The following is a 23384-nucleotide window of genomic DNA, read 5'->3' as shown; positions in this document are numbered from 1 at the left end:
AGATTCACGACGCCACCGTAGAGGCGGCCATGCTGGCGAAGTTGCGCAAGTACGACGCCAATCCGGATGCGACGGCCCTGGTCGCCGAAGCCCGTCGCGGTGTCGTTGAGGTCTTCGAGACCTTCGGCGCCGCCCACTTCCAGGTCGGACGCACCTATCCGTGGATGGCCAGTCGCGACGCCACCAGCCAGGCTATCGCGCGGGCATTGAAGTCAACGGTCGACCCAGATGGTCGACTCAATCCCGGAGGTCTCGGCCTTTGAGACAACTGACTGCGCGCAATCCCCGCACGGGCGCGCCGGACTATCGGTTCGTGGCGACGGCTCCCGAGGTTGTCGCGGCCGCGGCGGCGCGCGCGCGCCGGGCGCAGGGTGACTGGGCGGCCCTGGGCTTTGCAGGCCGCGCAGAGATCATGGCGCGGTTTGCCCGGGCTATGGCCGCAAGACGCGGCGCCCTGCACGCCGCGCTGGAGGCCGATACCGGTCGCCGCCGGATCACGGAACAGGAAATCGACAGCGTGATCGGCGCCATCGCTGGCTGGACCGCCATAGCGCCGTCGTTGATGCCGGATGGCTGGACGGACGGCCGCGCCATGCCGGCTGTTCGCCACGCCCCCAACTGGAAGCCCTATCAACTCGTTGGCGTGGTCAGTCCCTGGAATTTCCCGCTGTTGCTGGGCATGATCGATGCCGTCCCGGCCCTGACCGCCGGATGCGCCGTAATCGTCAAACCCTCGGAAGTGACCCCACGGTTCACAGAGCCCTTGCGGGAAGCCATCGCGGCTACACCCGGGCTGGGCGATATCCTGCAGGTATTGTCAGGCGACGGAGAGACCGGCCAGGCGTTGATCGATCAGGCCGATTGCATCTGTTTCACCGGGTCGGTGGTCACCGGCCGAAAGGTGGCGTCGCAGGCGGCCGGTCGGCTGATTCCGGCTTTCCTGGAACTGGGCGGAAAAGACCCGCTGATTGTTCTGGCCGACGCCGATCTGGAGGCCGCGACGGACGCTGCGCTGCGCGGCTCGGTGCTGTCCACCGGTCAGGCCTGCCAATCCATCGAACGGATATATGTGCAACGGCCGCTCTACGCCGCATTCGTGGCGCGGCTGTCGGAAAAGGCTGCGGCGGTCGAGCTGAACTGGCCGGATATCAACGCCGGCGAAGTCGGACCCATCATCTTCGCCCGCCAGGCCGAAATTCTCGCAGCCCAGATCGAAGATGCGCGGTTGCAGGGCGCACGTGTTCTCACCGGCGGCGAGATCGAGCACCACGGCGGCGGACTTTGGTTGCGGCCCACAGTGCTGGTGAATGTCACACACCAGATGGCGGTGATGCGCGAGGAAACCTTCGGCCCGGTCCTGCCCGTAATGGCCTTCGATACCGTGGACGAAGGCGTGGCGCTGGCAAACTTCGGGGACTATGGCTTGTCAGCGGCGGTGTTCGCCAGGACACTGGAACAGGCCGAAGCGGTGGGACGTCGGCTGGACGCCGGCGCCATCAGCCTGAACGATGCCGCACTCACTGCGGTTTTCTACGAGGCGGCAAAACAGAGCTTCAAGGCCTCCGGGATTGGGCCCTCGCGCATGGGCGCCGACGGACTGGCACGCTTCTTCCGGCGGCAAGCGCTGATCGCCAACACCGGACACCCGCTGCCGCTCTCGGCCTTTCGAGAGGGCGGCTGACAGGAACGGGGCGAGGCGGTAACCACCGCCTCGCACGCCCGAGCCTAGAACTTCCGCTGAATGCTGAAGGTATACTTGCGCGGTTCGCCATAGAAGGCGCCGTTGAAGACCGATGTGATGTAGGTCTTGTCCGAGCAGTTCTTGCAGTCCAGCGTGGCCTTCCAGAGTTGATCATCGGTCACAAAGCTGATGGAGCCGTTCAGCAGGGTATATTTGCCCGAGTAGCTATTCAGCGCGGTCGGCGTGCGTGTCGAAGGCGCCGAGTTGGACGCTGTCGTCCAGTAGCCGCCGTTGTAGTTGGCTTCGCCCGAGATCTTGAACGATCCGCCCAGACCCTCGATCGGGATGGTCCAGACACCGCCCAGGGCCACGGTGCGCTTCGGGAAGCGCGAGAGTTCGTCAGAAGCGTCGATAGCGTTGATGAAGGTTCCCGCCGTGCAGCCCGATGGCAGGCTCAGGTTCACCGTGCCGGCCGGACAGAACGAGTTCGCCCGCGGATTGACCCGGGTGTACTTGCCTTCCTGGAAGCCGGCGGTGCCGAACAATTCCAGATTGGTGATTGGCCGGGCGACCACTTCCAGCTCGACGCCCTTCACCTCGATGTCACCGGCGTTGTCCTGTGTCGACAGGGTCGAACCAGGCGTCGGGCCAGGTGTCGTGTAGGAGAGCTGCAGGTTATTGGTCTCGGCGTAGAAGGCCGTGGCGTTCAGGCGCAGGCGGCGCTCGAACAGCTCGGTCTTGAGGCCCGCCTCATAGGACCAGGTGGTTTCCGGCTTCATCGGCTGGAACTCCTGGGGACGGTAGGCGGTGCGCGAGTTCCAGCCGCCGGCCTTGAAGCCCCGCGTGGCGCTCACGTAGATCAGGGTGTCGTCGTTCGGCTTGAAGTTCAGCGCCACCCGCGGAGTGAGGATGTTTGTATCGAGCTTGGTGTCGATACCGGCCGCCTTCAGATTGGCCGTGGTCATGCCGCCCTGGGGCGTCGACTTGAGGTCGACGGTCTTTTCTTCAATGGTGTATCGGGCGCCGGCCTGCAGCGAGAACTGGTCGGTGAACTGGTAATCCACCTGGCCGTAGGCGGCCCAGCTGGTGGTGTCGTTGTCGATGTGCCGTGAGCTGGAATAGCCGGGCGCGCCGTTGCAGCTGAACTGGCCATCACCCGCGAAACCGCGGCTGCAGCTGATCGGATTGACGCCCGGGATCGGCAGAATCTGGCTGGTTAGGGTCGTGTTCTCCTCGCGGAAGAAGAAGATACCGCCCACATAGCGCAGGGCGCCGCTCTCGCCGCTGACTTTGAACTCCTGGGTGAAGACATTGTACTGACCGTCATTCGTCAGGACGAAAGGCAGCGGATTGGCCGCAGCCGTCGGCAGGGAGAAATCGATCACGAATTCCTGGTCGACGGTACGCGCGCCGGTGATGGCGTTCACCGTCAGCTCACCCATCTTCCATTCGAGGTTGGAAGAGATAGAGGTCGAGCGGGTCTTGTTGCGCTGGCCGCGGTTGGCCAGGGCGTCCAGCAGCACGCTCTCGGTTTCGCCGGCCTGAGCAACCTGGGATCGGGTGTTTCGAGGTTGAGCCAGGATCGACCGGAGATAGAGGCCATCTGACGTCAGGTGTTCCAGCGATACATCCCACATCACGTCTTCGGTGGGCAGATAGCGTACGGCTGCGCGGAGTCCGAGGTTCTTGGCGCCGTTGAATCGCTCGCCGTTGGTGATGTTCTTCAGCCAGCCGTCGTCCTTGTCATAGAAGGCCGAGAACTTGGTCAGGATCTTGTCGGAGATCGGCGCATCGACCGAACCGCGCACCTGGCGCTTGTCGAACGAGCCAAACGCGCCCGAGACGAAGCCGCCGAACTCGGTTCCGGGCTTGCGGGTGATGACATTGATGGCGCCGCCAGTGGAGTTGCGGCCGAACGTGGTGCCCTGAGGGCCGCGCAGCACTTCGATCCGCTCGACATCAAAGAGGGCGTAGTTGTTGACGTTCTGACGCGGGATGATCACGTCGTCGACGTAGGTGGAGACTGCGGGATCCAGAGTGGCGATCTGCTCGGTCGAACCCAGGCCGCGCAGGAAGTAGGTGTTGGCCGAACCTGTACCCGTGTTGTTGTGACCGACCAGGTTGGGAATGGTGCGGACCAGATCGACCGTCGAGGCAATCTGACGTTGTTCCAGCTGGTTCGACGTGAACGCCGACACTGTCACGGGCACGCTCTGGAGATTTTCCGAACGACGCTGCGCGGTGACGATGACCTCCTCGACTGCGGCTGGCGCGACCTGGGCCATGGCGGGCGCAGCGATGGAGGCTGCTGACACGGTCATCAACAGGATACGACGAAGTTTCATGCCGGTGTTCCCCTGAGAGTGCTCCGCCGCCAATTTGGGTATGGCTTCATGAGCGAATGGTATACGTTTATACCATTCAAAGGTCCGAACAAATCCTTTGCCGAGCCGCACGACATCGAGACGCACAATTGATGCATAAGGGTCACAATCGATCCGAGGCGCCCCTTAGGAGACCATCTCACCGTGACCAGACTTCCGCCTTTTGAGCCGACAATGGTGCTTTCAGGCCAGACCGCGCGTGAGATCTATGAAGCCGTGAAGGCCAATCCGGCGCGGGCGCGATTCGGGTTCGGCCAGAAGCTGGCGATTGTGAACGTCGATTTCCAGCAGGCCTACACACGCCCCGACCTGTTCCCGAAGACCGCCTACGTCACCGACCCTGACCAGATCATCCATGTAAACAGGGTCTCGGCCCTGGCACGGGCGAAGGCGATGCCGGTGATCTGGAGCCATGTGGCCTATAAAGCCGATGCTGGCGACGCCGGCGTCTGGGGTACGCGAACCGACACGCCAGACAGCCTGCAGAACATCAAGGACGGCAGCGACCGCCACGCGTTCGACCCCCGCTGCGAGATCGATGAAGCGCGTGACCTGATCTATACCAAGCGGATGCCCAGCGCCTTTTTCGAGACCCCGCTGGCCAGCTATCTGGTGTGGCACAAGGTCGATACGGTTCTTGTGACCGGCGGATCGACCTCGGGATGTGTGCGCGCCACCGCCGTGGATTCGCTCAGCCACGGCTATCGCACCATCGTTGCCGAGGAGTGCGTGGCCGACAAGCACGAGAGCTATCACTACGCCAACCTGACAGACCTGCAGCTCAAGTACGCCGACGTTGTGTCGGTTTCGGAGGTGATCGAATGGCTCGAAAAACGCTAGCTCTGCTGGGCGTCCTGGTGGCGTTGCTGGTAGCGGTTCCGGCCATGGCCAAACCGGTGACGGAGGCCGAACGCCTGCCGCTGGACCTGCGCCGAACCACCCTGGTGGTGAAGGACATGGAGGCGTCGCTGAAGTTCTATCGCGATGCGCTGGGCCTGAAGGTGACCTATGACAACGTCATCCGCACGCCGCGTTCGGCCAAGGACGACGCCAGCGCCGAGCGTTCGCTGCACCTCGTGTTCCTTCGCGCCAACGACGACTACATCGGCCAGATCGGGCTCATGCAATATACCAAGCCCGTGCGGACGCCCCGGCCTGCCAGGGCCGGCGACCTGTCGCCGGGCGACATCGTTCTGGTGTTCAATACCAAGGGCCTGCAGGAGAAGTTCGACAAGGCCAAGGCCATGGGCGTGAAGGTCGATGAAGCGCCCCACCCGACCAGCTATCCATCCTACGACGGTAAGGGCGTGATCAACGTGCTGTTCTCGGCGTTCTACGACCCGGATGGCCACTACATCGAGTTGAACGAGGTTCTCGACGGCCTGCCGATGACGCGCTGAGCGGCAGAGCGTCGCCCTGAAGCATGCTAACGGATCACCCCGACCTCGATGAGGCGGCGGATGGTTTCGGTCTGTCGCCGGGTGGCGTCAGCCCGATCCAGAGGCGCAACGCCCGGTTTCACGCCCTCGGCCTTGTCATAGGCCGGGGCATAGGCGCTCCACGGCTGGCGCGACGTCAGATTGGACATGCCTGCGCGGCGGCGCGCTGACCGAAGCGCAGCCAGGTCGATTACTGCATTGGCGACCAGCGTCTCGCCTCCGCCTGCCACCGCCATCACCTTACCGCCAAAGTCGATGACCTTGGACATGCCGTCCGTGGACGCCGCCGGAATCGGTGTGCCGGTGATGCCGGCGCTGTTGGCGCTGACCAGATAAGCCATGTTCTCGATGGACCTGGCGCGGCGGGCGATTTCCTTGGGCGTCAGGTCCGGCGACCCGACTTCCGAGGTCGGATGAACATAGACCTCCGCGCCCTTCATCGCCGTCATTCGGGCGATCTCCGGGTACAGGATCTCTTCCGAAGCGATCGCCGCCAAAGTGCCGATCTCGGTGCGGGCCACGGGAAAGGCCGCGTCGTAGCCGTACACATCCAGGAACCGCGCCCAGACATCAAATGGCGAGGGCGCGAAGAGAGAGATCATCCGGCGATAGTGCAACATGGTCTCGCCCGAAGGGGAGAAGATGGTGGTCGCCTGGAAGTATAGATCCGGAAAGGCCTTGTCGGTCGCGTAGGCGTTGACGGCCAGATAGACCTTCGTCGCCTGAGCCACAGACGCCAGCTGCTCGTATTCCCGACCGCCCGGATCAAACGCCGCCTTGGCCTGCCAGAGGGCGCGGCTCTCGCTTGACGGAAAGCCGGTGAAGGCATACTCAGGCAACACCACCAGCCTGGGCTCGACGCCGGTGAAGCCCCTGAGGAAGCCAATTGATGCCCGGACCTGCGCGCCGACACGCGTGATAGAGCGGCCGATCCGTTCGCGCGCCGCCTCGGGCGTGGCGTCTGCGTTCACCGCATCACAGGTCAGCTGCAGCGCAATCGCCAGATAGGGCGGATCGGCGTTTGCGGCTGTCGCGGGCGCAGCCGCCGCCGCCAATCCCATGGCAAGCACCGCGCGTCTGGGCAGGCTCACGACAGCGCCGCCGCGTCGGCGATCTGCGAGGCGGTGGCCACCCAGACGACACCAGCCGTCAATCCGGCCAACATCCGGCGCAAGGCCGCCATGCGGAACGGTTGCCCCGACACATAGGGAGTCAGGGTGAAGCCCAGCATGCGGGCGCCGAACCGGTCGACGTCCGCGCCGAGGTACCTCGCGGCTTCCAGCACCTGATTGGCCCACTCGGCCTCGGTCTGGCGCCGGTCGATCATCAGGCTTCGATCATCGAGCTCATTGGAAAGCGGCAGGGCCGTCACGGGCCCGGAGTCCGTCCGGAGCGCGGCCGGAACCTCGTCGATCTCCCAATCGAGACAGATGTCAAAACCCTTCGCCGCGATCAGATCCAGGGTCGAGAACGACTGTTGCCGCGCCGGGCTAAGCCAGGCGCGCGGCCTCAGACCTGCAGCGTCGAAACGCTGGCGAACCTCGTCGATCCAGGCGGCCTCGACACCCGGCTCCAGGCCGCTCCAGTGGATGTGATCCGCAGCCAGGCCGTAAGCCGCAATCTCGTGACCCTCGGCCAGGATCACCTCGACGAGCGGCTTCAGACGATCCAGCTGCCCCGCGTTCACCGGAAACGTCGCGCGCACACCGGCGGCTTTGAGGGCTTTCAGAATCCGGTACACGCCCACCCGGTTGCCGTAGTCGCGTGTGGTGTAGTGGCGTAGATCCGGATACGGCGTCTGCATGGCGCCCGGCGACTTGAAGGGCTTGCCGGAGGGTTCCAGCGTGTGGTGCTCAATAGGGACGACGATCATCGCCGCCAGCGGCCGGCCGCACGGCCAGGCGATCTTCGGGCGCTCGTCGACCGGTCGCCAGGCGTATCGGTCCTGGTCCATTCCGTAGGACCGGTACGGGTAGGTCATGTAGTCGTCGGGCAGGCTCATGGCGCAAATCCGGTCCCGCCTGTGGCCAGGCCACGCCGGGCGATGTCGGCCACCGTACGGTCCCAGCAATTCTCCCGGTAGTATCCCGCGATCTCGGCGGCCGTGGTCACCCAGACGTCGGAATGGCCGGTGATATAGGCCAAAGCTTCCTCGAACGCGGCGATTCGGTGTGGCTGGCTGACCAGGTAGGCGTGCAACGGGATACACATGACCGTGCCGCTCTCGGCGCCCTCCTCCAGCAACTGGTCGAAGTGGCGCTTGAGAACATCCGCATAGCGCCCTGGCGTCATGGACAGCGCGCCATAGGTGATGACGTCATTCACCTCCAGCGAATAGGGCATCGACATCAGCTTGCCGGTCCTGGTCTTCACCGGCTGGGGCTGGTCATCCTGGAAAAGGTCGCAAGTGTACCAGAAATCATACTCCGCGATCAGATCCAGAGTGCGCTCGGTATGGGTCAGGGCCGGCGCCAGATAGCCCCGGATCCGCTGGCCGGTAGCGCGCTGGACCGTCGCGATGCAGTCTTCGAGCACCGCACGCTCCTGCGCCTCGCTCATCCCGTAGGAATAGCGGGTATTGTAGATGCCGTGGCTGAAGAACTCCCAGTTCCGCGCGACGCAGGCCTCGATGATCTCCGGATGGTGGTCGATCAAGCCGATGGACAGCGAGATCGAGCATCGGACGTCGTACTTGTCCATCAACTCCATCAGCCGCCAATGGCCGACGCGGTTGCCCCAGTCGCGCTGGGAATAGCCCACCACGTCCGGTGAGGGTTTGGGCCAGCCTGGTCGCGACGGATTCTTCGGCGGATCGAACTCGTAGAACTCGATGTTGGGCGCAACCCAGAAGGCGAGCGTCTTGCCGCCCGGCCACACGATCTTCGGGCGGTCCCGATACGGCCAGTCGTCGTAAAGGTTGGGGTCCGCGACCATGACTGCCGCCCTACTCCGCCGCCCGACGGGATTTCGGATCATAGGCGGCGCCAAGCGCCACCATCTCATCCAGCCCGATCCGCTGGTTGACCCCGGCCAGATCGGTCATTCTGTCGGCAAACGGCTTCGTGGCGCCGTGGGCTATCAGGCTAGCCAGAAACGACTCCATCTGGGGAATGATCGCCCGCACCATGGCGCCGGGCGAGATCGCCAGTCGGAAACCCAGATCGTCGAGTTCGTTCAGGCTCAGGATCGGTGTCACGCCGCCCTCCACCATATTGGCGACCAGCGGCGCCCGGACGCCCAGCACCTCGACGACACGGCGCATCTCCTCGACAGAGCGCGGCGCCTCGACGAAGACGATGTCGGCGCCGGCTTCCACATAAGCGGAAGCACGCTCGAGGGCGGCCTCGAAGCCTTCAACGGCTATCGCGTCGGTGCGGGCGATGATCGAGGCCTCGTTGCGCGCATCACAGGCCGCGCGGATCTTGCCGACCATCTCCTCGGCAGGAATCAGCTTCTTGCCGGCCAGATGCCCGCAGCGTTTAGGGAAGTCCTGATCCTCGATCTGGATCGCAGTGGCGCCGAACCGCTCCAGCACCCGCACAGTGCGCTGAACGTTCAGGGCGTTGCCGAAGCCGGTGTCGGCGTCGACGATGATCGGCAGGGCGACCCGCTCGCGGATTCGGGCGACCACATCGGCAAGATGATCAAAGCTCACCAGTCCAATGTCGGGCCGGCCAAGCTGGGTGTAGGCCACCGAAGCGCCGGAGATATAGACCGCCTCGAAGCCCGCCTGTTCGATCAGGAGGGCCGACAGCGCATCGTAGGCGCCCGGCGCCAGCACCGCGGGACCGGCTTGCAACCTTTGCAGAAACGCCCGGCTCATGCGTCGCTCCCCTGGAGACGACGCTTGAGGTGGGGAATCAGGCCTCCGTCCGCGATCATCGTCAGCAAATGGCTGGGTAACGGTTGAATTGCGTAGCTCCGGTTCTGGTCGAGATTTTCGAGACAGCCGTCCTGGATGTTAAGCGACAACAGGTCCTGGGCCCGGACTTCACCGGCCTGGGGAAAGACCAAGGCAGGCAGACCCAGGTTGATGGCGTTGCGCCAGAATATCCGGGCGAACGAGGTGGCCAGGACCGCCCGGACACCGAGGATTTTCAGCGAAACAGCCGCCTGTTCGCGGGACGATCCCAGGCCAAAATTCGCGCCTGCCACCAGCAGGTCTCCCGGTCGGACCGTGCGGGCGAAATCCGGGTCGACGGCTTCCAGACAATGGGTCGCCAGCGCCTCGGGAGACAGCTTCATCAGCGAGCCGGGGGCCAGCACATCGGTGTCGATGTTGTCGCCGAACACAAAAGCGCGGCCGGTAGTCGCCGATTGCGTCATGCGGCGATCTTCCGATCGGCGAGCAGCACCCGGGGATCCACGATCCGCCCGGCCACGGCGGCGGCGGCCACCGAATAGGGTGATCCCAGATAGACCTCCGCGTCCTTGTGGCCCATGCGCCCGCGAAAGTTCCGATTGGTCGACGAGATGCAGACCTCGCCCGCCGCAAGCAGTCCGGCGCCCATGCCCGCGCACGCCCCGCAGCCCGAGGGCAGCAGCACGGCGCCGGCTTCCAGCAGCGCGGCCAGGATGCCCTCACGGGCAGCTTGTTCGGTCGTGGCCGAGGACGCCGGCGCGATCAGCAGGCGCACGCCCGGCGCGACCTTTCGGCCCTGAAGAACCTCGGCGGCCATCCTGAGGTCGCCCAGCTTGGCGCCGACACAGGCGCCGATATAGGCCTGATCGATGGTGATCTCACCCAGTTCATCGGCCGAGGCGACATTGTCCGGCGCGTGCGGGCGGGCGATCTGGGGCGCCAGGGTTGCCGCATCGAACCGGTGAACCGCGCGATAGGCGCAGTCAGTATCTGATCGTAGCGCCAGGGCCGCAGCTTCGTCCTCGACCGGCGCATGTCGCGCGGCGAGGTAGTCAAAGGTCACCTGATCCGGCGCCACGATGCCGGTCTCGAAACCCAGCTCAGCCGCCATGTTGGCCAGCACCATTCGCTCCGGCATTGACATCGCCGCCACCGTCGAGCCGGCGTACTCGATCGCGGCGAATGCGTTGTCGAGGCCAAGCTCGCGACAGAGGAAGAGCATGATGTCCTTGGCGACAACGCCAGGCTGGAACGCTCCGGACCAGTCGACCCGCACCGTCTCCGGCACGCTGAGCCAGGTCTCACCGGTGGCGACGATGGCAGCCATGTCGGTGGCGCCATAGCCCGCCGCATAGGCCCCGAACGCGCCGGCCATCGGCGTGTGGGAGTCCCCGCCGGCGATGAAGTGTCCGGGACGGATCAGCCCGTGTTCGGGCAAGACCAGATGACAGATGCCCACCATGTCGAAGAATGCGCCGACACCGTACTGGCGGGCAAAAGCACGGACATCGCTCAGGATCGCCGCCGACTCAGCGTCCACTGCGGGCACATAGTGGTCCGAGACCAGGGCGACCTTGGAAGCGTCCCAGAGGCCTACCCCTAGGTTCTCAAGATAGGGCCGCCAGCGCCGGGGACCTGAACTGTCATGGGCAAAGGCGAAATCGATCTGCGCCGTCAGGATCTCGCCGGGTCGAACCGCCTCCCGGCCAGCCGCCCGGGCGATCACCTTTTCTACAAGCGTCATCGCCGCGATGGGGGAAGAACGGTCCATCGGCTCCCGCTATGACCTTCCTCAAAAGATATAATCTTATATCATTTAGCCCGACACTCAACGCAAGGACCAATCGGCGCGGCGCACCCGGGTCGATCACGAGCGGGAAGCCCGGACCTATCTGCGTCACCAGAAATCCTGCGGCTGCCCGCAGTCGGCGCGGCATTGACAAGAGCTGGCTGCGCCGCGAAAAACCCGCGCCTCTTGCGAGGGCGGAGTCCGACCTTTCCCCATGACCTACATTGTCACCGACGCCTGCATAAAATGTAAGTTCATGGACTGCGTGGAGGTTTGCCCGGTCGACTGCTTCTACGAGGGCGAGAACTTCCTGGCGATCAGCCCCGAGGAATGCATCGACTGCGGCGTCTGCGAACCGGAGTGCCCGGTCGACGCCATCAAGCCCGACACCGAGGACGATCCCGACGGCAAGTGGCTACGGATCAACACCGACTACGCGAAAATCTGGCCGAACATAACGGTTAAGGGCGAACCGCCCGCCGACGCCGAAGTCTTCGAGCGCGAAGTGGGTAAATTTGAGAAGTACTTCTCCGAGAAGCCCGGGCGCGGCTCCTGATCGCTGCGCCGCCGGAAGCCCTTCCCCGGGGCCAAGCCTTTCTTTCCGCTTGTTTTTGTGCTAGGGTCTGGACCGACACGACGCGATGACGTCGTTCACGTCGGTCAGTCAAATCAAGAACAGCCGTCCGGGCGATTTTACCGGAACAGGCGAAGGGTGTCTTAACAGGTCAGCTTCCGGACACAGTGACGCCGCCGCCGCAGTTCTTCTGCGGAAGGGAGGGTTTTGTCGTTGAGCCAGAGGCGGGACAGCTTAGCGCCGCGGGTACGCGGACGCATTTTATGAGGTATCTCGAATGAGCAAGAGCGGTCACGAATTCTCGGTTGGCGATCACGTCGTCTATCCGGCCCACGGCGTGGGTCAGGTGCAGGGCGTTGAGGTGCAGGAAGTCGCCGGCATCACGCTGGAAGTCTATGTCATCACCTTCGACCACGAGAAAATGACCCTCCGCGTTCCGACCGCCAAGGCCAAGACGGCCGGCCTGCGCTCGCTGGCCGAAACCGGCGTAGTCTCCAAGGCGCTGACCACCCTGAAGGGCCGCGCCCGCGTGAAGCGCACCATGTGGTCACGCCGCGCCCAGGAATATGAGGCCAAGATCAATTCCGGCGACCTGATCTCCATCGCCGAGGTCGTTCGCGACCTGCATCGCGCCGAGAACCAGCCGGAACAGTCCTACTCCGAGCGCCAGCTGTACGAGAGCGCCCTTGACCGCATGGCCCGTGAAGTCGCCGCCATCGAGCGCATCGATCGCGATGCAGCCGTCGCCATGCTGAACAAGTCCCTGGTCAAGTCGCCTGCCCCCGCCGCCGCAGCGGCTGCGTAGTCAGGCAAATTCACCGATGATGACGCCCGGCCTCACCGCCGGGCGTTTTCATTTGGGCGGCAGCGCCACAATGCGCTACCAACCGCTCCGCGTGGCCTCGTAGCTCAGCCGGATAGAGCAGGGCTTTCCTAAAGCCAAGGTCGGGGGTTCGAGTCCCTCCGAGGCCGCCACCCAGTCCCTGTTATCCGTCTCTTCACGGGCAGTCGCGCCGGAAAGGCCCGCCGTTCCGGGCCTTGTCGAGCTGAATCCGTCGTTCGCGCCCGTCTCCGGGGCGCCAAACCCGGCCTGTTTCGGGCCTATTCGGGGCCCTGTCTCCGCACATCAGAAAGCGTGACGGTTTCCCTGCTAACAGGGAATTTAGTTCGACCGAACAGGGAAGAACAGGCGAAGGATCAGGTCCGCGAAATCGTCTCCATCCAGGCCTTCTGGTCGGCCCAGGCGAGCGGCATTTGGGACTTCAGCATCCGCCGGAGCGTGAGGCCGGGCGGCTGTATTCCAGTGAGGATCTCTCGCTGCAGTTCCGGGGCCAGGAACGCCAGCTTGCAGACCTGGCGGTCATGTTGGGTGGCGGGCGCGACAGCCTCGGTCATGTCTGCCGGTCGGGTGAGAGATGAGGCCTTCAATTCCAGGAGTTCGGCGTGCGCGCGCTTCAGGACCTGGACGATGCCGGGGTTGATCCGGCCGCGGGGTTCGTCAGCCGCCCCGGAGATGACGGTGCGGCCGCCGCGAAGTTTGAGCCGCTGCGGCAGGACCAGCCGAAGACCGGCCGCCACGCCCTGCTCCGTCACCGCCTGCTCACCTTCTCCGAGGCGCTGACGGATCTTGGTCAGCAACAGCGCCGGATGTTCGCCGGGGAAAAGCGTGGCCAGGTTGAGGACAAGGTGGGTTTCATCGTTCCGAAGTTCGACCCGCGTGACGAGCCGCGGGATGTCGGACGCTTCGAGATCGGCCCGGCGGCTCAGGCGCCGCAGGGTCTCGACGAGAAAGGTTTCCACGGCGGGCGCCTAGACCCAGCTCGCGGGCAACCGCGCCCGCCGACAGGCCGCTGGCGGCCACCCGGTCCACCGCCTCGCCTTTGAAAGACTCCGGGAAAACCCGACGTTGCGTACTCATCTGACACTCCTCTCCAGCTCCGAAAAGCTAGCATGGGTGTCCACTGAAACGAGGGAGGATCAATGCGCGCTAAAAGGGAGACCTTCCCAACATCGGCTATGAGTCACGACCAAGTCATTCCTGACGCCTGTCATCCTCGCCTAAGGCGCATTCCGTGAAGCGTCGTGCGCTATGGCGCAGTCCAGGTGAGCGATCCGTCTGCATCGTGAATGACACTTCGCAGGCGAACGCTACGCCGGTCTTGCGTCCCAGATTCGATAGAAGATGCCGCCTTCGTCCTGGCCGGCGAGTTGCAGCGTTCCCTGGATGACCTTTACGCGATAGTCGAACCCCAAGCCGGCTGCAGACTTGACCTCAATGAACTGCATTGGGGTCGGGTTGAGATGGAAGGGACAGTCCGGCGGGTAGGCCAGCAGGACGAAGTGCTTCTGCAGCGTTCCATTCTGCAATGGCATCATGTAGCCCGCCACCTTCACCACCTTGCCATCGAGCGCCTTCACGCCGGGCGGGAAGACCGGCTTCGAGCGGACAAAGCCCTTCGCATCCGTGCGGGTAATTTCCTTGGTGGACTCCAGCAGCGACCAGGCCACACCGCCAGGTGGTGTGTCTGCGGGCTGCCACACCGCCTCCGTCGGTGCAGTTGGTCGAGCCTGGCGCTGGAGGGCGGCATGGGCTGGGCCCGTCACGAGGCCGAAAGTCATAAGGGCGAAGGCGCGACGGTCGAGCATCCGGGTCTCCTCAACGGGCATTGGCCAAGGTCCTGGCAATATCGACGCCAAAGACCCTAAGGGCTGGAATGAGCGCTGCGATCCCGCCGGAGGCAAGCGTCGCCAAAACGATCCAGGCTTCCGCCGGCTCGAAGCGCAAGGCTGTCAGCCCCACCTCGCGAAGTTGCGGGAAACTGGACGCCGCGATAGCGACCACGCCATGGCCAAGCGCCAAGCCGAAGATCGCGCCAGCGGCGGCGAGCAACAGGCCCTCGGAGAAGACCTGGAGAAAGATGGCCTGCGGTGTGGCTCCCATCACCCGAAGCATCGCCATATCCGCCTCGCGCTGCCGCAGCGCCGTATAAAGTGCCACGAAGATCGACAGGCCACCGCTGAGTAGTAGCAGCGCCGCAAACGCCCGAGCGGCATCTAGGCCCACTCCCAAGAGAGACAGCAGCCGCGTCGTCTCGACGGCGGGCACAGCCGCCTGAAGCTCGGTCTGTCGATTGACAAAAGCCGGCAGACGAACTGCGGCCAAGGGTGAGCGATAGCCCACCAGGATCGCCGTCACTTCCGGTTCGATCTCATGCTTCCGGACACTGGCGTTGGCCGCCGGGGCGTGGTCGTGGTGCGCTGCATCGTGGCCCGGCTCGTCATCATGGTGCTGGCCGTCGTGCGCGCTGTGGGGTTCGTCATGCGCCGCGCTCGAAACGCCATGGACGTCCCAGACACTCTCGATGGAAGTCAGGACCAGCCTGTCGAGCACCGTGCCGGTCGGCCTCAGGATGCCGACCACCTGGAACGGATGAGCTTGATGCTCGCCCCCGCCCTCTGCGGTGAGCCCATGGGATCCGAGGAATTTCTGGCCCAACGTCGCGCCGGTGCTGCGTGCGACTTCTGAACCAATGACCACATCGCCATCAGACTTCCAGAACTGTCCACTCGACAGACGGCCACCATAGAGATCCGCGTAGGCTGTCTCTGTTCCGACGATGCGAAACCCGCGAAAACTGTCGCCCAGCGCCAAGGGGATGGCTTTGGCGACCGTAGGGTCACGGCGCAAGGTTTCCAGCGCATCCATCGGGATGTTCCCGGTCGGCACATCCACATGATAAACACTGGAAAGGATCAACTGCATCGGCGAGCCTTTCGCGCCGACCACCAGGTCAATTCCGCGCGCGTCCCGCTCGAACCGCTCACCCAGTTGGGTTGAAATCAGGACCAGGATCGCCATCGTCGCGACGGCCAAGGTCAACAGCAAAACATTGAGCCCGGTGTTGAGAGCCCGGTCGCGCAAATACGCCACGGAGAGGCCGGAGAGGGTCATGTCGCCATCGCCAGCGCCTGGAGTTCGACAGCGCGCGGGAAGCGGGGGCGAATGCGGTGGTCATGCGTGGCGATCAGCAGAGTCGAACCGCTCGCCGCGGCGCTTTCGAGCAGCAGATCGATCATCGCCTGAGCATTGACATCATCCAGCGCCGAAGTGGGTTCGTCGGCCACCAGCAAGGCGGGTTTCGTGCACAGCGCGCGCGCGATAGCGGCGCGCTGGCCCTCCCCTTGGCTGAGATCGCGTGGGCGGGCATCGGCGCGGTGGGAGAGACCCACGCGCGCGATCAAGGCATCGATCTCCGATCGGTCGCTGCGTCCCTTGGCAAGGTTCTGGGCCAGGGACAGGTTCTCGCGAACAGTCAGGGCCGACACGAGCCGCAGGGTTTGGAAGACAAGACCGATCTTGTCGCGACGAAGCGCGTCTCGAGCCGCTGCGGTCGCACCGGTCATCGCCCGCCCATCGATCAGCACGTCTCCCGACGTGGGCGTCACCAGGCCAGTCAGGATGTTTATAAGTGTCGTCTTGCCACTGCCCGACGGTCCCAGGAGCAGCGCATGTTCGCGAGACACAACCTGGAATGACGCAAGGTCCAGGATCGTCCGATTACCGATCCTGTGCGTAAGCCCGCGCGCTTCGATCAGCATCGGCATCCTGTCTGGGCTTGGTTTCCTTGTTGAGCGACGCAGTCTCTACTGGCTGGTCCGCCCGGACGTCGAAACGGGCCAGGAAACTCTGGCGCGCTGTTTCCATTGCCTGTTCGCGCTCCGCAGCCCGTATCGCCTGCAACGCATAGAATTTTTCTCGATTCATGCTCAGGGAGCCGTAGCGAGCATACCCGTCATAGTAGTCATCGCCCCCGCCATGGTAGTCACAGGCGGCAGCACCTGAGGTAACCACGCTTGCCAGAAGCGTCACGGCGAGGATCAGGCGCATAGTTCAAACTCCCGTTTGATTAGGTATGATATAACATATCATACCATGCGCAACAGCGGATCATTTTGGGGAGGGCAATGCCAGGCTGTCCTGATAGGCCTCGGCCTGGGCCAGCAGCCGGAGCACGTTGCCGCCCCATATCTTTGCGAGGTCCGCCTCTGAATACCCGGCCGCGCGCAGCCGGGCTGTGATCCTTGGAAGCTCCGCTACGCTGTCAAAGCCCCTAACGCCGCCTCCGCCATCCCAGTCTGCGCCCATTCCGACGTGATCAGGACCGACGACCTTCAGCACGTGGAGAATGTTGGCCATGTAGTCGTCGAATGATCCGCGCCAGTTGGGATAGGTTTCGTCGAGGGCGGCGATCTCGTTGGCCAGCGCCTTGCGCTCCATCGGATTCAGCTGACTCCAGCGCGAAAGCTGGAATCTCAGCGCGCCCTGCTTCGCGCGCAGCTCGGGATAGTTCGTCCCGCCAAAGACGTACATGGAGTTGATCTGCACAACGCCACCTGAAGCCGCGACCTTGCGCAGCCGGTCATCATCGAGGTTCCGGGGATGATCGAAGACGGCCTTTGCGCCATGGTGGGAGAGAATGATCGGGGTTTTCGAAAGCTCGACCAGCTGCTCGATCGTTTCGTCGGAGGCATGTGAGCCGTCGATCAGGATGCCTAGCCGATTGGCTTCCTGCACCCAGGTCCTGCCCAGAGGACTGAGGCCGCCCCATCGCCTTTCGCGATCCGTTGCACTGTCCGCGAACTGGTTGTTGGCGCCGTGAACGGGCGCTGCCATGCGCACGCCCAGATCATAGAAAGTCTTCAGCAGACTGATATCCTCGCCGAGCGGATAGCTGTTCTCGATGCTCTGGTACACCACCAGGCGTCCGGACCTGACGATCCGCTCGGCGTCGGCGGCGCGGACAGCCATTTCGAACGTATCACTGTGGCCCGCCACCATTTCCCGGATGCGCATCGCGCGTAGGATCGCCGCGTCCCGGGCCGCAGCGAAGCCCGCCGCCGTTAGCGGGCCCTGCGGCGTGAAAATCACCCAGAACCCGCCATCGAGTCCGCCAGCGCGCATCCGAGGAACATCGACCTGTGAAAACAGTCCCTCATGGGCGTGGGATTGCATAATATCCCACCCGTTGCGCTCGAGGTTCGCCGGAGTGTCAAGGTGCGTATCAAGCACCAGAAGTCTCTCGTGGAGGACGCGATCCCGGGAAGACACCGGAGGCTCGGCGGCGGCCGGTGTCATGGCCGTCATCATGATTGTGCCCAAACTCAGGCGCAAAATCGCACGCTTCAGGGATTCCGACATTGGCGCCAGCAGACTGGGTTTCATCCTGCAACTCTACAACGCCGCGGATGATCGTGACGAGCGCCGATCTCCGAGCACGCGCATTCTCGCCGTGAGCGGGGCACTGCCGGGCTGCGGCGCCCAATTCCACGGCGCCCAGGGAGGCGGGAACTGGCCGCGAGCGCGATTTGATATAACATAACACATACCCACAGTTCGGGATGCCGCCGCATGGAGTATGACGCTGCACCACCAATGGCGGTGGCGGACTACCGCCGCTTGCAGGCCATGATCCCGGGACTCGAGGCTATGTACAGTTGCCTTCGCGCCGTCATGGACGCGAGCCTGCCAACAGGCGCCAAGGTGCTTATCGTCGGCGCCGGCGGCGGGCGCGAAATCGAGGCCCTTGCGCCATCCAGCAAGGCCTACCGTCTGACTGGTGTGGACCCCTCGGGCGACATGTTGTCGGTCGCGCGCGACTATATTGCGCTGTTGGACGCCACTGAAAGGACGACCCTGGTCAAGGGCACGGTTGATGACTTGGGTGATAGCGTTCAGTTCGATGCCGCCACTTCAATGCTGGTAATGCACTTCTTCCCCGACGATGGGGCCAAGCTGGACTACCTGCGCGCCATACGCCGACGCCTTCGCCCCGGCGCCCCATATGTTCACGGCGACGTAAGCGCTGCGGACCGGGCGATGTTCGCACGGCTGTCACCCGTCGTGGAAGCCCACGGCGGTCATGTTGGTATGCCCCCGGAAGTGGCCAGCGCCCCCGGCCGCCACATCGGCGAGATGGCCTTCGACGGTCCCAAGGCCCTGGTCATCCCTGAGTCCCGGACCTTGACGCTGTTCGAGGAGGCTGGCTTCCGGCCTGTCGCCCCCATATTCTGCGGCCTGTGGTACGCGGCCTGGTGGGCCGAGGCAGTCTGAGGGCGCGGGGTCTGGCGTCCGCCCGCAACTAGAAGTCGACGGCAAGCGCGATGCTGCCGACTCGCCCTGCGATGAGGTCATATGCGCCGGCGCCGCGGAGGTCCCAGCCGTGCACGTTGAAGAGGTTGGTAACGCGCAAGCGCAGTGAGGCTTCCCGCCCGTCCGTCTTGAACGTGTAGCGTGCGCCCAGGTCAACCAGCGTCCGGGCCGGCAGCTCGACACGATTGTCCCGGGTCGCCGGGCGCTGGCTGATGTGAGTCACACCAGCATCGAGCGACAGCGGCCCCACTCCAGGCGGTCGCCAGTCGAGGTTCAGTTGCAGGTTGCGCGCAGGCTGCCCGACGGGCTTTGGCCCGACCCGGCCCAGGACAACGCCCTCGCCAGTGACGCGCGGCCGCATGAAGACACCGCCAGCCACGATGTCGAGACGACGGGTCAACTGCCCGGAGATGGAGGCTTCCACGCCCCGGTGCTCCACATTTCCCAGCAGGGTGAAAACCTGCTGATCGTCGAGATTGAAGTAGGGCTTCCGGACGTCGAACACCCCCCCACCACCTTGAGGCCTGGTCGAACCGTCCAGCGCAGGCCGGCATCTCGCTGACGCGTGCGGATCGCCGGCAGCGCCTGGTTCCGGTTGGCGGCGTTCTCCGGCGCAACGCCCGATTCCTCAAGCCCGCGGGTGTAGCCTGCGTAGATCGCGAGGCTATCCCCGAGGTAGGCGGCGCCAGCGAGGCTGTAAAGCCATGGGGTCGCCTCGGAAATGGCCCGCGGAAGGCCAGGCTGGTCGAGCGTCTTGCGATAGTGGGTCTTTTGAACGCCGAGGCTTATCTCCCCCCTGCCGCGCCACCTGCCTTCGTAAGCCAGGCCGCCGGTCCACTGACGGACGCCGTCAAGTGTCTGAGGGCCGAATCCGAAGGGTCCTTCCAGCGGCGCCACCGGGCGACCGACCACCGTCGGGCCCAGATCGAGAACGTCGGCCCCGCCATAGCGATCGCGCCGGTCACGGCCGCGGACATTCAGATGAAGGACGTGCTGGCGGGAGCCTTCGCTGAACGTGTGGGTCACCCGCACCTCGCCGCTGGTGGATGCGAGCTTGGACGGCGGGTCAACAATGAGAATCTGATCCGCCCGCCCATCGGGTTGCAAGTTCAGCAGCAAATTGGTCGCCGTGCGTTGATCGTCAAACGCCGTCCGGAAGAGACCTGCTCGCACTCGCCAGTTATGGCCCGGCGCGGCATCAGCCAGGATCCCATAGAGGTGTGCGGTGCTCCGATACTTCGGCTCTTGAGGTCCCTCGAACTCGCGCCGCGTGCGGCGGGCGGGCAGAAAGGCCCCCCCGGGCACATAGGTGGGGTCGAATTCGTCATCATAGATATCGGAGCGACTCCAGAACGGCCTGACCTCGATTTCGGCGCGGGGTCGCCAGCTCGCAATGAGACCCTCGATGTGTTGGAGACCTTCGGTGCCGTTGAAAAAGGCGTTGTGGTTGAGGCTGAACCCGCCTGCGAGGCTGAGCGTCCCATGGACCGGCGTCTCCCCGTCGATCTCCAGTGCCGCCGTCTCATAGCTGTCGGCCGTTGCGTAAGCCGACAGAGCCCGGTCGCCGCCCGGCCGCCTCAGGGCGTAGTCAACCACTCCTGTGGGGGCCGGAAACGGGTAACCCTGGGCCGAAAGGCCGACACGGATCGACGTCGAGCGGCGTATGCGGGGGTTCGGATTCCAGACGGGATCGAAGAAGAGGCCGTCAATGCGGGCGTTACCGGCCGCGAACGCCGAGAAACCGCGCACCGAGCTTGAGGAGTAGAGACCGATGGTCTCCCGTCCGACACTATTGCCAAACGCATCCTCCGCGCTGGTCACGGCGTTCTCTGACACCCGTTGAGCAACGGCGCCGGTCGCAGCGGCCAGTCCCGCCATGATCGTCGCCGCCCCCGCAACAGCCGTCAGTCGTCGCCCGTGATCGTACAGCCTCGACGACGTCCCGCGCCGATCCAAGCGACCGCTCTTGCGCACAATCCAGATCCTCACTTCCACTTATGAATGTTACGTTATATCATATCAATTGATCAACATGTTCATCCCTGCCGAGGTTGCGCGCTTCATGAAGTCCATTGCCATTCCACTCGCCTGCCTCGGTCTTGTCGCCGCCAAACCGGCCCTCGCGGACGAAGGCATGTGGACGTTTGACAACTTTCCGCTTGCGAAAGTGAATGCCGCCTATGGGCTTGGGCTGGATACCGCTTGGCTCAATCGGCTGCAGACGGCCTCGGTCCGGCTGACGACCGGATGCTCCGCCTCCCTCGTATCTGGAGACGGCTTGGCGCTGACCAATCATCACTGCGTGGTCGAATGCGCCCAGGACCTCTCAAGCCCCGCTCAGGACTACGTGAAATCCGGCTTCCTGACAGCTTCGAGGGCCGAGGAACGCGCGTGCCCCGGCCTTCAGGCGGAGATCCTCACCACGACCTCGGACGTGACGGCCAAGATCCGAGATGCGACCCGAAGCATGTCCGGCGACGCCTTCACACGAGCACGGGACGCCGCAATCGCCACGCAGGAGGAGCTCGGCTGCAGCAAGGACGAGATGCTCCGTTGCGAGGTCGTAAGCCTGTACAGAGGGGGCCAGTACAAGCTCTACAAGTACCGCCGATACAGCGACGTTCGCCTTGTTTTCGCGCCGGAACTCGCCAGCGCGTTCTTTGGCGGCGACCCCGACAATTTCAATTTCCCACGCTTCAGTCTCGATGCGAGCTTCCTGCGCCTATACGAAGGCGGCAAACCCGTCGCCACGCCGCAGCACCTCATATGGGCGCCCCGGGCGCCTCTAGCCGGAGAAGCGACCTTCGTCTCAGGCAATCCCGGCGGCACGGATCGAACCCTGACCGTCGGCCAACTGGAGACCCAGCGTGACCTGACGCTGCCGATAGCCCAACTTCAGCGTTCGGAGCTTCGCGGTCGACTGATCCGCTTCTCCGAGGAAGGACCTGAAGCCAGGCGCATCGCGACCGATCCGCTGTTCGGGATCGAGAACGCGTTCAAGGTGGCCTTCGGGCGCCAGTTCGCTCTGAACGATCGCGCCTTCCTCGACACCAAACGGAGGGCCGAAGCCGAATTGAAGGCGAGGGTCGCCGCTGCTCCGACGCTGGTGGCCGAGATCGGGGATCCCTGGTCGGAGATCGACGCGGCCCAGACCGCCTACGCCGAGAACTACCTTCGATACAGGCAGATCGAGCAGGCGGCGGGTTCCCTCTCGAACCTCTTCGACTATGCGCGGACCTTGGTCCGTGCGGCCCAGGAAATTCAGAAGCCATCGCCCGACCGGCTCCCGGAATTCGGCGAAGCCCGCCTGAAACTGGTCGAGAAGCAGTTGCTGGCCCCCAAGCCCGTGGATGCACCGCTGGAGCAGCTCTACCTGGCCTTCTGGCTGTCGAAGACCCGGGAATACCTGACGGCGGATGAACCGGCCGTCAGGCTGCTCCTCGGCAAGGAGAGTCCGGAAGCCCTCGCGGCGCGGCTTGTGCGAGACTCGCAGCTTTCCGATCCGGCGGTCCGCAAAGCGCTTTGGACCGGCGGCGTCGCCGCCATCCAGGCCTCGAAGGATCCCCTGATCCAGCTTGCGCTCCGTCTGGATCCTGACGCCCGCGCGGCGCGTGCGGCATGGGAGACCAAGGTATCCGGTCCCATCGACCGGGCAGCGGAGCGCATCGCGCGTGCCCGGTTCGCAGTCTATGGCGACGAAATCTATCCAGACGCGACCTTCACTCTACGACTCTCCTACGGGCAGGTCGCTGGCTGGACATACCGTGGGCAGACGATCGCTCCCTCTACGACATTCGCCGGTCTCTATGACCGAGCGACCGGCTCGGAGCCGTTTCAGCTCCCGGCCAGATGGACCGCAGCCAAGGGCAAGGTCGATCCCTCGACCGTATTCAATTTCGTGACCACGAACGACATCATAGGCGGCAACTCCGGATCCCCCGTTGTCAACGCCGCCGGCGAGGTACTGGGCGCTGTGTTCGATGGGAATATCCATTCGCTTGGAGGGAACTATGGCTATGACGGGGCCATCAATCGCACCGTCGCTGTTTCGACTGCAGCCGTTACAGAAGCGCTCACAAAGGTCTACGGGCAGACCGGGCTTGTCCGAGAACTGACGACGACGCAGCGCGTGGCCCGCTGATCGTATGACTGACTCCGGCCCTGCCGCAAGGCTGCCCGCGCCCTGCGCGAACCCGGCATCTTGCAGGTGGCCAATCCGCATGGGCGCCGCCAAGGATGTTCTTGACGATATCCGTCTTCCCGGAGTGGAGCTTGCGCTCTGGAGGCGCTCGCTACCTTTCGAGTTGACGACTTGGCTGGATGCCCTGCCCTTCAACCATCTTCCGCAAGGTAACGTTCTCGTCGCACATGATTCCCTGGGGGAGGCCATATCAGCCCTGGTCGCGCCGACCGCCGCGCTCGCGCCAGCCGGCCAGCTCCTGATCCGGGACATAGAAGAGCTCGCAAGCCGGTTCCTGGTGCTAAGTCAGTGCGCCCTCGTCGAT

The 23384-nt window shown here is 64.2% G+C and carries 24 protein-coding genes and 1 tRNA gene; 10 read left to right on the top strand and 15 right to left on the bottom strand.

What is annotated here, in order from left to right; genetic code table 11:
• Positions 1-263: hypothetical protein (locus ACIQ3B_RS13155; RefSeq protein WP_397403275.1), on the top strand; the 263-nt coding region annotated here is incomplete at its 5' end.
• Positions 260-1681, top strand: coding sequence for an aldehyde dehydrogenase family protein (locus ACIQ3B_RS13150; protein ID WP_397403273.1), 1422 nt, complete (start codon positions 260-262; stop codon positions 1679-1681). The genes ACIQ3B_RS13155 and ACIQ3B_RS13150, both read left to right, overlap by 4 nt.
• Positions 1682-1725: 44 nt before the next feature.
• On the opposite strand, the gene ACIQ3B_RS13145 is transcribed toward ACIQ3B_RS13150, so the two are convergent.
• The gene (locus ACIQ3B_RS13145) at positions 1726-4026 is read right to left on the bottom strand and encodes a TonB-dependent receptor (RefSeq protein WP_397403271.1); all 2301 of its coding nucleotides are present in this window, start codon (positions 4024-4026) and stop codon (positions 1726-1728) included.
• A 183-nt stretch (positions 4027-4209) separates the two neighbouring features.
• Here ACIQ3B_RS13145 and ACIQ3B_RS13140 point away from each other — a divergent pair, with 183 nt between their 5' ends.
• Both ACIQ3B_RS13140 and ACIQ3B_RS13135 read left to right on the top strand, forming a co-directional pair.
• Positions 4210-4905 carry an isochorismatase family protein gene (locus ACIQ3B_RS13140; RefSeq protein ID WP_397403269.1) on the top strand — a complete coding sequence of 232 codons (696 nt, stop codon included), beginning with the start codon at positions 4210-4212 and terminating at the stop codon, positions 4903-4905.
• On the top strand, positions 4887-5465 hold the full coding sequence (locus ACIQ3B_RS13135) for a VOC family protein (protein WP_397403267.1): 579 nt from the start codon (positions 4887-4889) through the stop codon (positions 5463-5465). The genes ACIQ3B_RS13140 and ACIQ3B_RS13135 overlap by 19 nt, the downstream gene beginning before the upstream one ends.
• 26 nt (positions 5466-5491) lie before the next feature.
• Here ACIQ3B_RS13135 and ACIQ3B_RS13130 read toward each other — a convergent pair whose 3' ends face one another.
• The 6 genes from ACIQ3B_RS13130 to ACIQ3B_RS13105 are packed head-to-tail and all read right to left on the bottom strand — an operon-like array spanning position 5492 to position 11137.
• Entirely contained in the window at positions 5492-6595 is a 1104-nt protein-coding gene (locus tag ACIQ3B_RS13130) for a nitrilase-related carbon-nitrogen hydrolase (protein ID WP_397403265.1), read from the bottom strand.
• Complete coding sequence (locus ACIQ3B_RS13125) at positions 6592-7506, bottom strand: polysaccharide deacetylase family protein (RefSeq protein ID WP_397403263.1); 915 nt, start codon at positions 7504-7506, stop codon at positions 6592-6594. Before ACIQ3B_RS13125 ends, ACIQ3B_RS13130 begins: the two co-directional genes overlap by 4 nt.
• On the bottom strand, positions 7503-8438 hold the full coding sequence (locus tag ACIQ3B_RS13120) for a polysaccharide deacetylase family protein (protein ID WP_397403261.1): 936 nt from the start codon (positions 8436-8438) through the stop codon (positions 7503-7505). Before ACIQ3B_RS13120 ends, ACIQ3B_RS13125 begins: the two co-directional genes overlap by 4 nt.
• Positions 8439-8448: 10 nt before the next feature.
• Positions 8449-9327 (bottom strand): oxaloacetate decarboxylase, encoded by an 879-nt coding sequence (locus tag ACIQ3B_RS13115; protein ID WP_397403259.1) that lies wholly within the window; start codon positions 9325-9327, stop codon positions 8449-8451.
• Complete coding sequence (locus ACIQ3B_RS13110) at positions 9324-9830, bottom strand: 3-isopropylmalate dehydratase (protein WP_397403257.1); 507 nt, start codon at positions 9828-9830, stop codon at positions 9324-9326. Before ACIQ3B_RS13110 ends, ACIQ3B_RS13115 begins: the two co-directional genes overlap by 4 nt.
• Positions 9827-11137 (bottom strand): aconitase/3-isopropylmalate dehydratase large subunit family protein, encoded by a 1311-nt coding sequence (locus tag ACIQ3B_RS13105; RefSeq protein ID WP_397403255.1) that lies wholly within the window; start codon positions 11135-11137, stop codon positions 9827-9829. The genes ACIQ3B_RS13110 and ACIQ3B_RS13105 overlap by 4 nt, the downstream gene beginning before the upstream one ends.
• 232 nt (positions 11138-11369) lie before the next feature.
• Here ACIQ3B_RS13105 and fdxA point away from each other — a divergent pair, with 232 nt between their 5' ends.
• The 3 genes from fdxA (at position 11370) to ACIQ3B_RS13090 (ending at position 12704) form a co-directional block, all read left to right on the top strand.
• Positions 11370-11711 (top strand): ferredoxin FdxA, encoded by a 342-nt coding sequence (gene fdxA, locus ACIQ3B_RS13100; RefSeq protein WP_397403253.1) that lies wholly within the window; start codon positions 11370-11372, stop codon positions 11709-11711.
• 295 nt (positions 11712-12006) lie between these two features.
• Positions 12007-12534 carry a CarD family transcriptional regulator gene (locus ACIQ3B_RS13095; protein WP_397403251.1) on the top strand — a complete coding sequence of 176 codons (528 nt, stop codon included), beginning with the start codon at positions 12007-12009 and terminating at the stop codon, positions 12532-12534.
• A 93-nt stretch (positions 12535-12627) separates the two neighbouring features.
• Positions 12628-12704: transfer RNA gene (locus ACIQ3B_RS13090), tRNA-Arg, on the top strand.
• Positions 12705-12926: 222 nt separating this feature from the next.
• Here the strand turns inward: ACIQ3B_RS13090 and ACIQ3B_RS13085 are convergent.
• The 6 genes from ACIQ3B_RS13085 to ACIQ3B_RS13060 all read right to left on the bottom strand — a co-directional run bounded on the left by ACIQ3B_RS13085 (position 12927) and on the right by ACIQ3B_RS13060 (position 17865).
• Entirely contained in the window at positions 12927-13529 is a 603-nt protein-coding gene (locus ACIQ3B_RS13085) for a hypothetical protein (RefSeq protein ID WP_397403249.1), read from the bottom strand.
• A 348-nt stretch (positions 13530-13877) separates the two neighbouring features.
• Entirely contained in the window at positions 13878-14375 is a 498-nt protein-coding gene (locus tag ACIQ3B_RS13080; RefSeq protein ID WP_397403247.1) for a DUF3299 domain-containing protein, read from the bottom strand.
• Positions 14376-14385: 10 nt separating this feature from the next.
• Positions 14386-15681, bottom strand: a complete 1296-nt coding sequence (locus ACIQ3B_RS13075) for an ABC transporter permease (RefSeq protein WP_397403245.1) — start codon at positions 15679-15681, stop codon at positions 14386-14388.
• Positions 15678-16328: an ABC transporter ATP-binding protein gene (locus ACIQ3B_RS13070; RefSeq protein WP_397403243.1), complete on the bottom strand. Its 651-nt coding sequence runs from the start codon at positions 16326-16328 to the stop codon at positions 15678-15680. Before ACIQ3B_RS13070 ends, ACIQ3B_RS13075 begins: the two co-directional genes overlap by 4 nt.
• Entirely contained in the window at positions 16288-16617 is a 330-nt protein-coding gene (locus ACIQ3B_RS13065; protein WP_397403241.1) for a hypothetical protein, read from the bottom strand. Before ACIQ3B_RS13065 ends, ACIQ3B_RS13070 begins: the two co-directional genes overlap by 41 nt.
• 60 nt (positions 16618-16677) lie before the next feature.
• Positions 16678-17865 (bottom strand): dipeptidase, encoded by a 1188-nt coding sequence (locus ACIQ3B_RS13060; protein ID WP_397403277.1) that lies wholly within the window; start codon positions 17863-17865, stop codon positions 16678-16680.
• A 273-nt stretch (positions 17866-18138) separates the two neighbouring features.
• Between ACIQ3B_RS13060 and ACIQ3B_RS13055 the strand changes: the two genes are divergently transcribed.
• Positions 18139-18840 carry a class I SAM-dependent methyltransferase gene (locus ACIQ3B_RS13055; protein WP_397403239.1) on the top strand — a complete coding sequence of 234 codons (702 nt, stop codon included), beginning with the start codon at positions 18139-18141 and terminating at the stop codon, positions 18838-18840.
• Positions 18841-18868: 28 nt separating this feature from the next.
• Here ACIQ3B_RS13055 and ACIQ3B_RS13050 read toward each other — a convergent pair whose 3' ends face one another.
• Positions 18869-19384 (bottom strand): TonB-dependent receptor domain-containing protein, encoded by a 516-nt coding sequence (locus tag ACIQ3B_RS13050; protein WP_397403237.1) that lies wholly within the window; start codon positions 19382-19384, stop codon positions 18869-18871.
• Complete coding sequence (locus tag ACIQ3B_RS13045) at positions 19276-20757, bottom strand: hypothetical protein (RefSeq protein ID WP_397403235.1); 1482 nt, start codon at positions 20755-20757, stop codon at positions 19276-19278. Before ACIQ3B_RS13045 ends, ACIQ3B_RS13050 begins: the two co-directional genes overlap by 109 nt.
• Positions 20758-20941: 184 nt before the next feature.
• Between ACIQ3B_RS13045 and ACIQ3B_RS13040 the strand changes: the two genes are divergently transcribed.
• Both ACIQ3B_RS13040 and ACIQ3B_RS13035 read left to right on the top strand, forming a co-directional pair.
• Positions 20942-23020, top strand: a complete 2079-nt coding sequence (locus tag ACIQ3B_RS13040; protein WP_397403233.1) for a S46 family peptidase — start codon at positions 20942-20944, stop codon at positions 23018-23020.
• A 79-nt stretch (positions 23021-23099) separates the two neighbouring features.
• On the top strand, positions 23100-23384 hold a 285-nt coding region (locus ACIQ3B_RS13035), incomplete at its 3' end, for a DUF1826 domain-containing protein (protein ID WP_397403231.1).

The organism is Phenylobacterium sp. (assembly GCF_044358365.1).
GTDB lineage: Bacteria > Pseudomonadota > Alphaproteobacteria > Caulobacterales > Caulobacteraceae > Phenylobacterium.
Note: the sequence above shows the minus strand (reverse complement) of the source record. Positions and strands in the feature narration are given on the sequence as shown.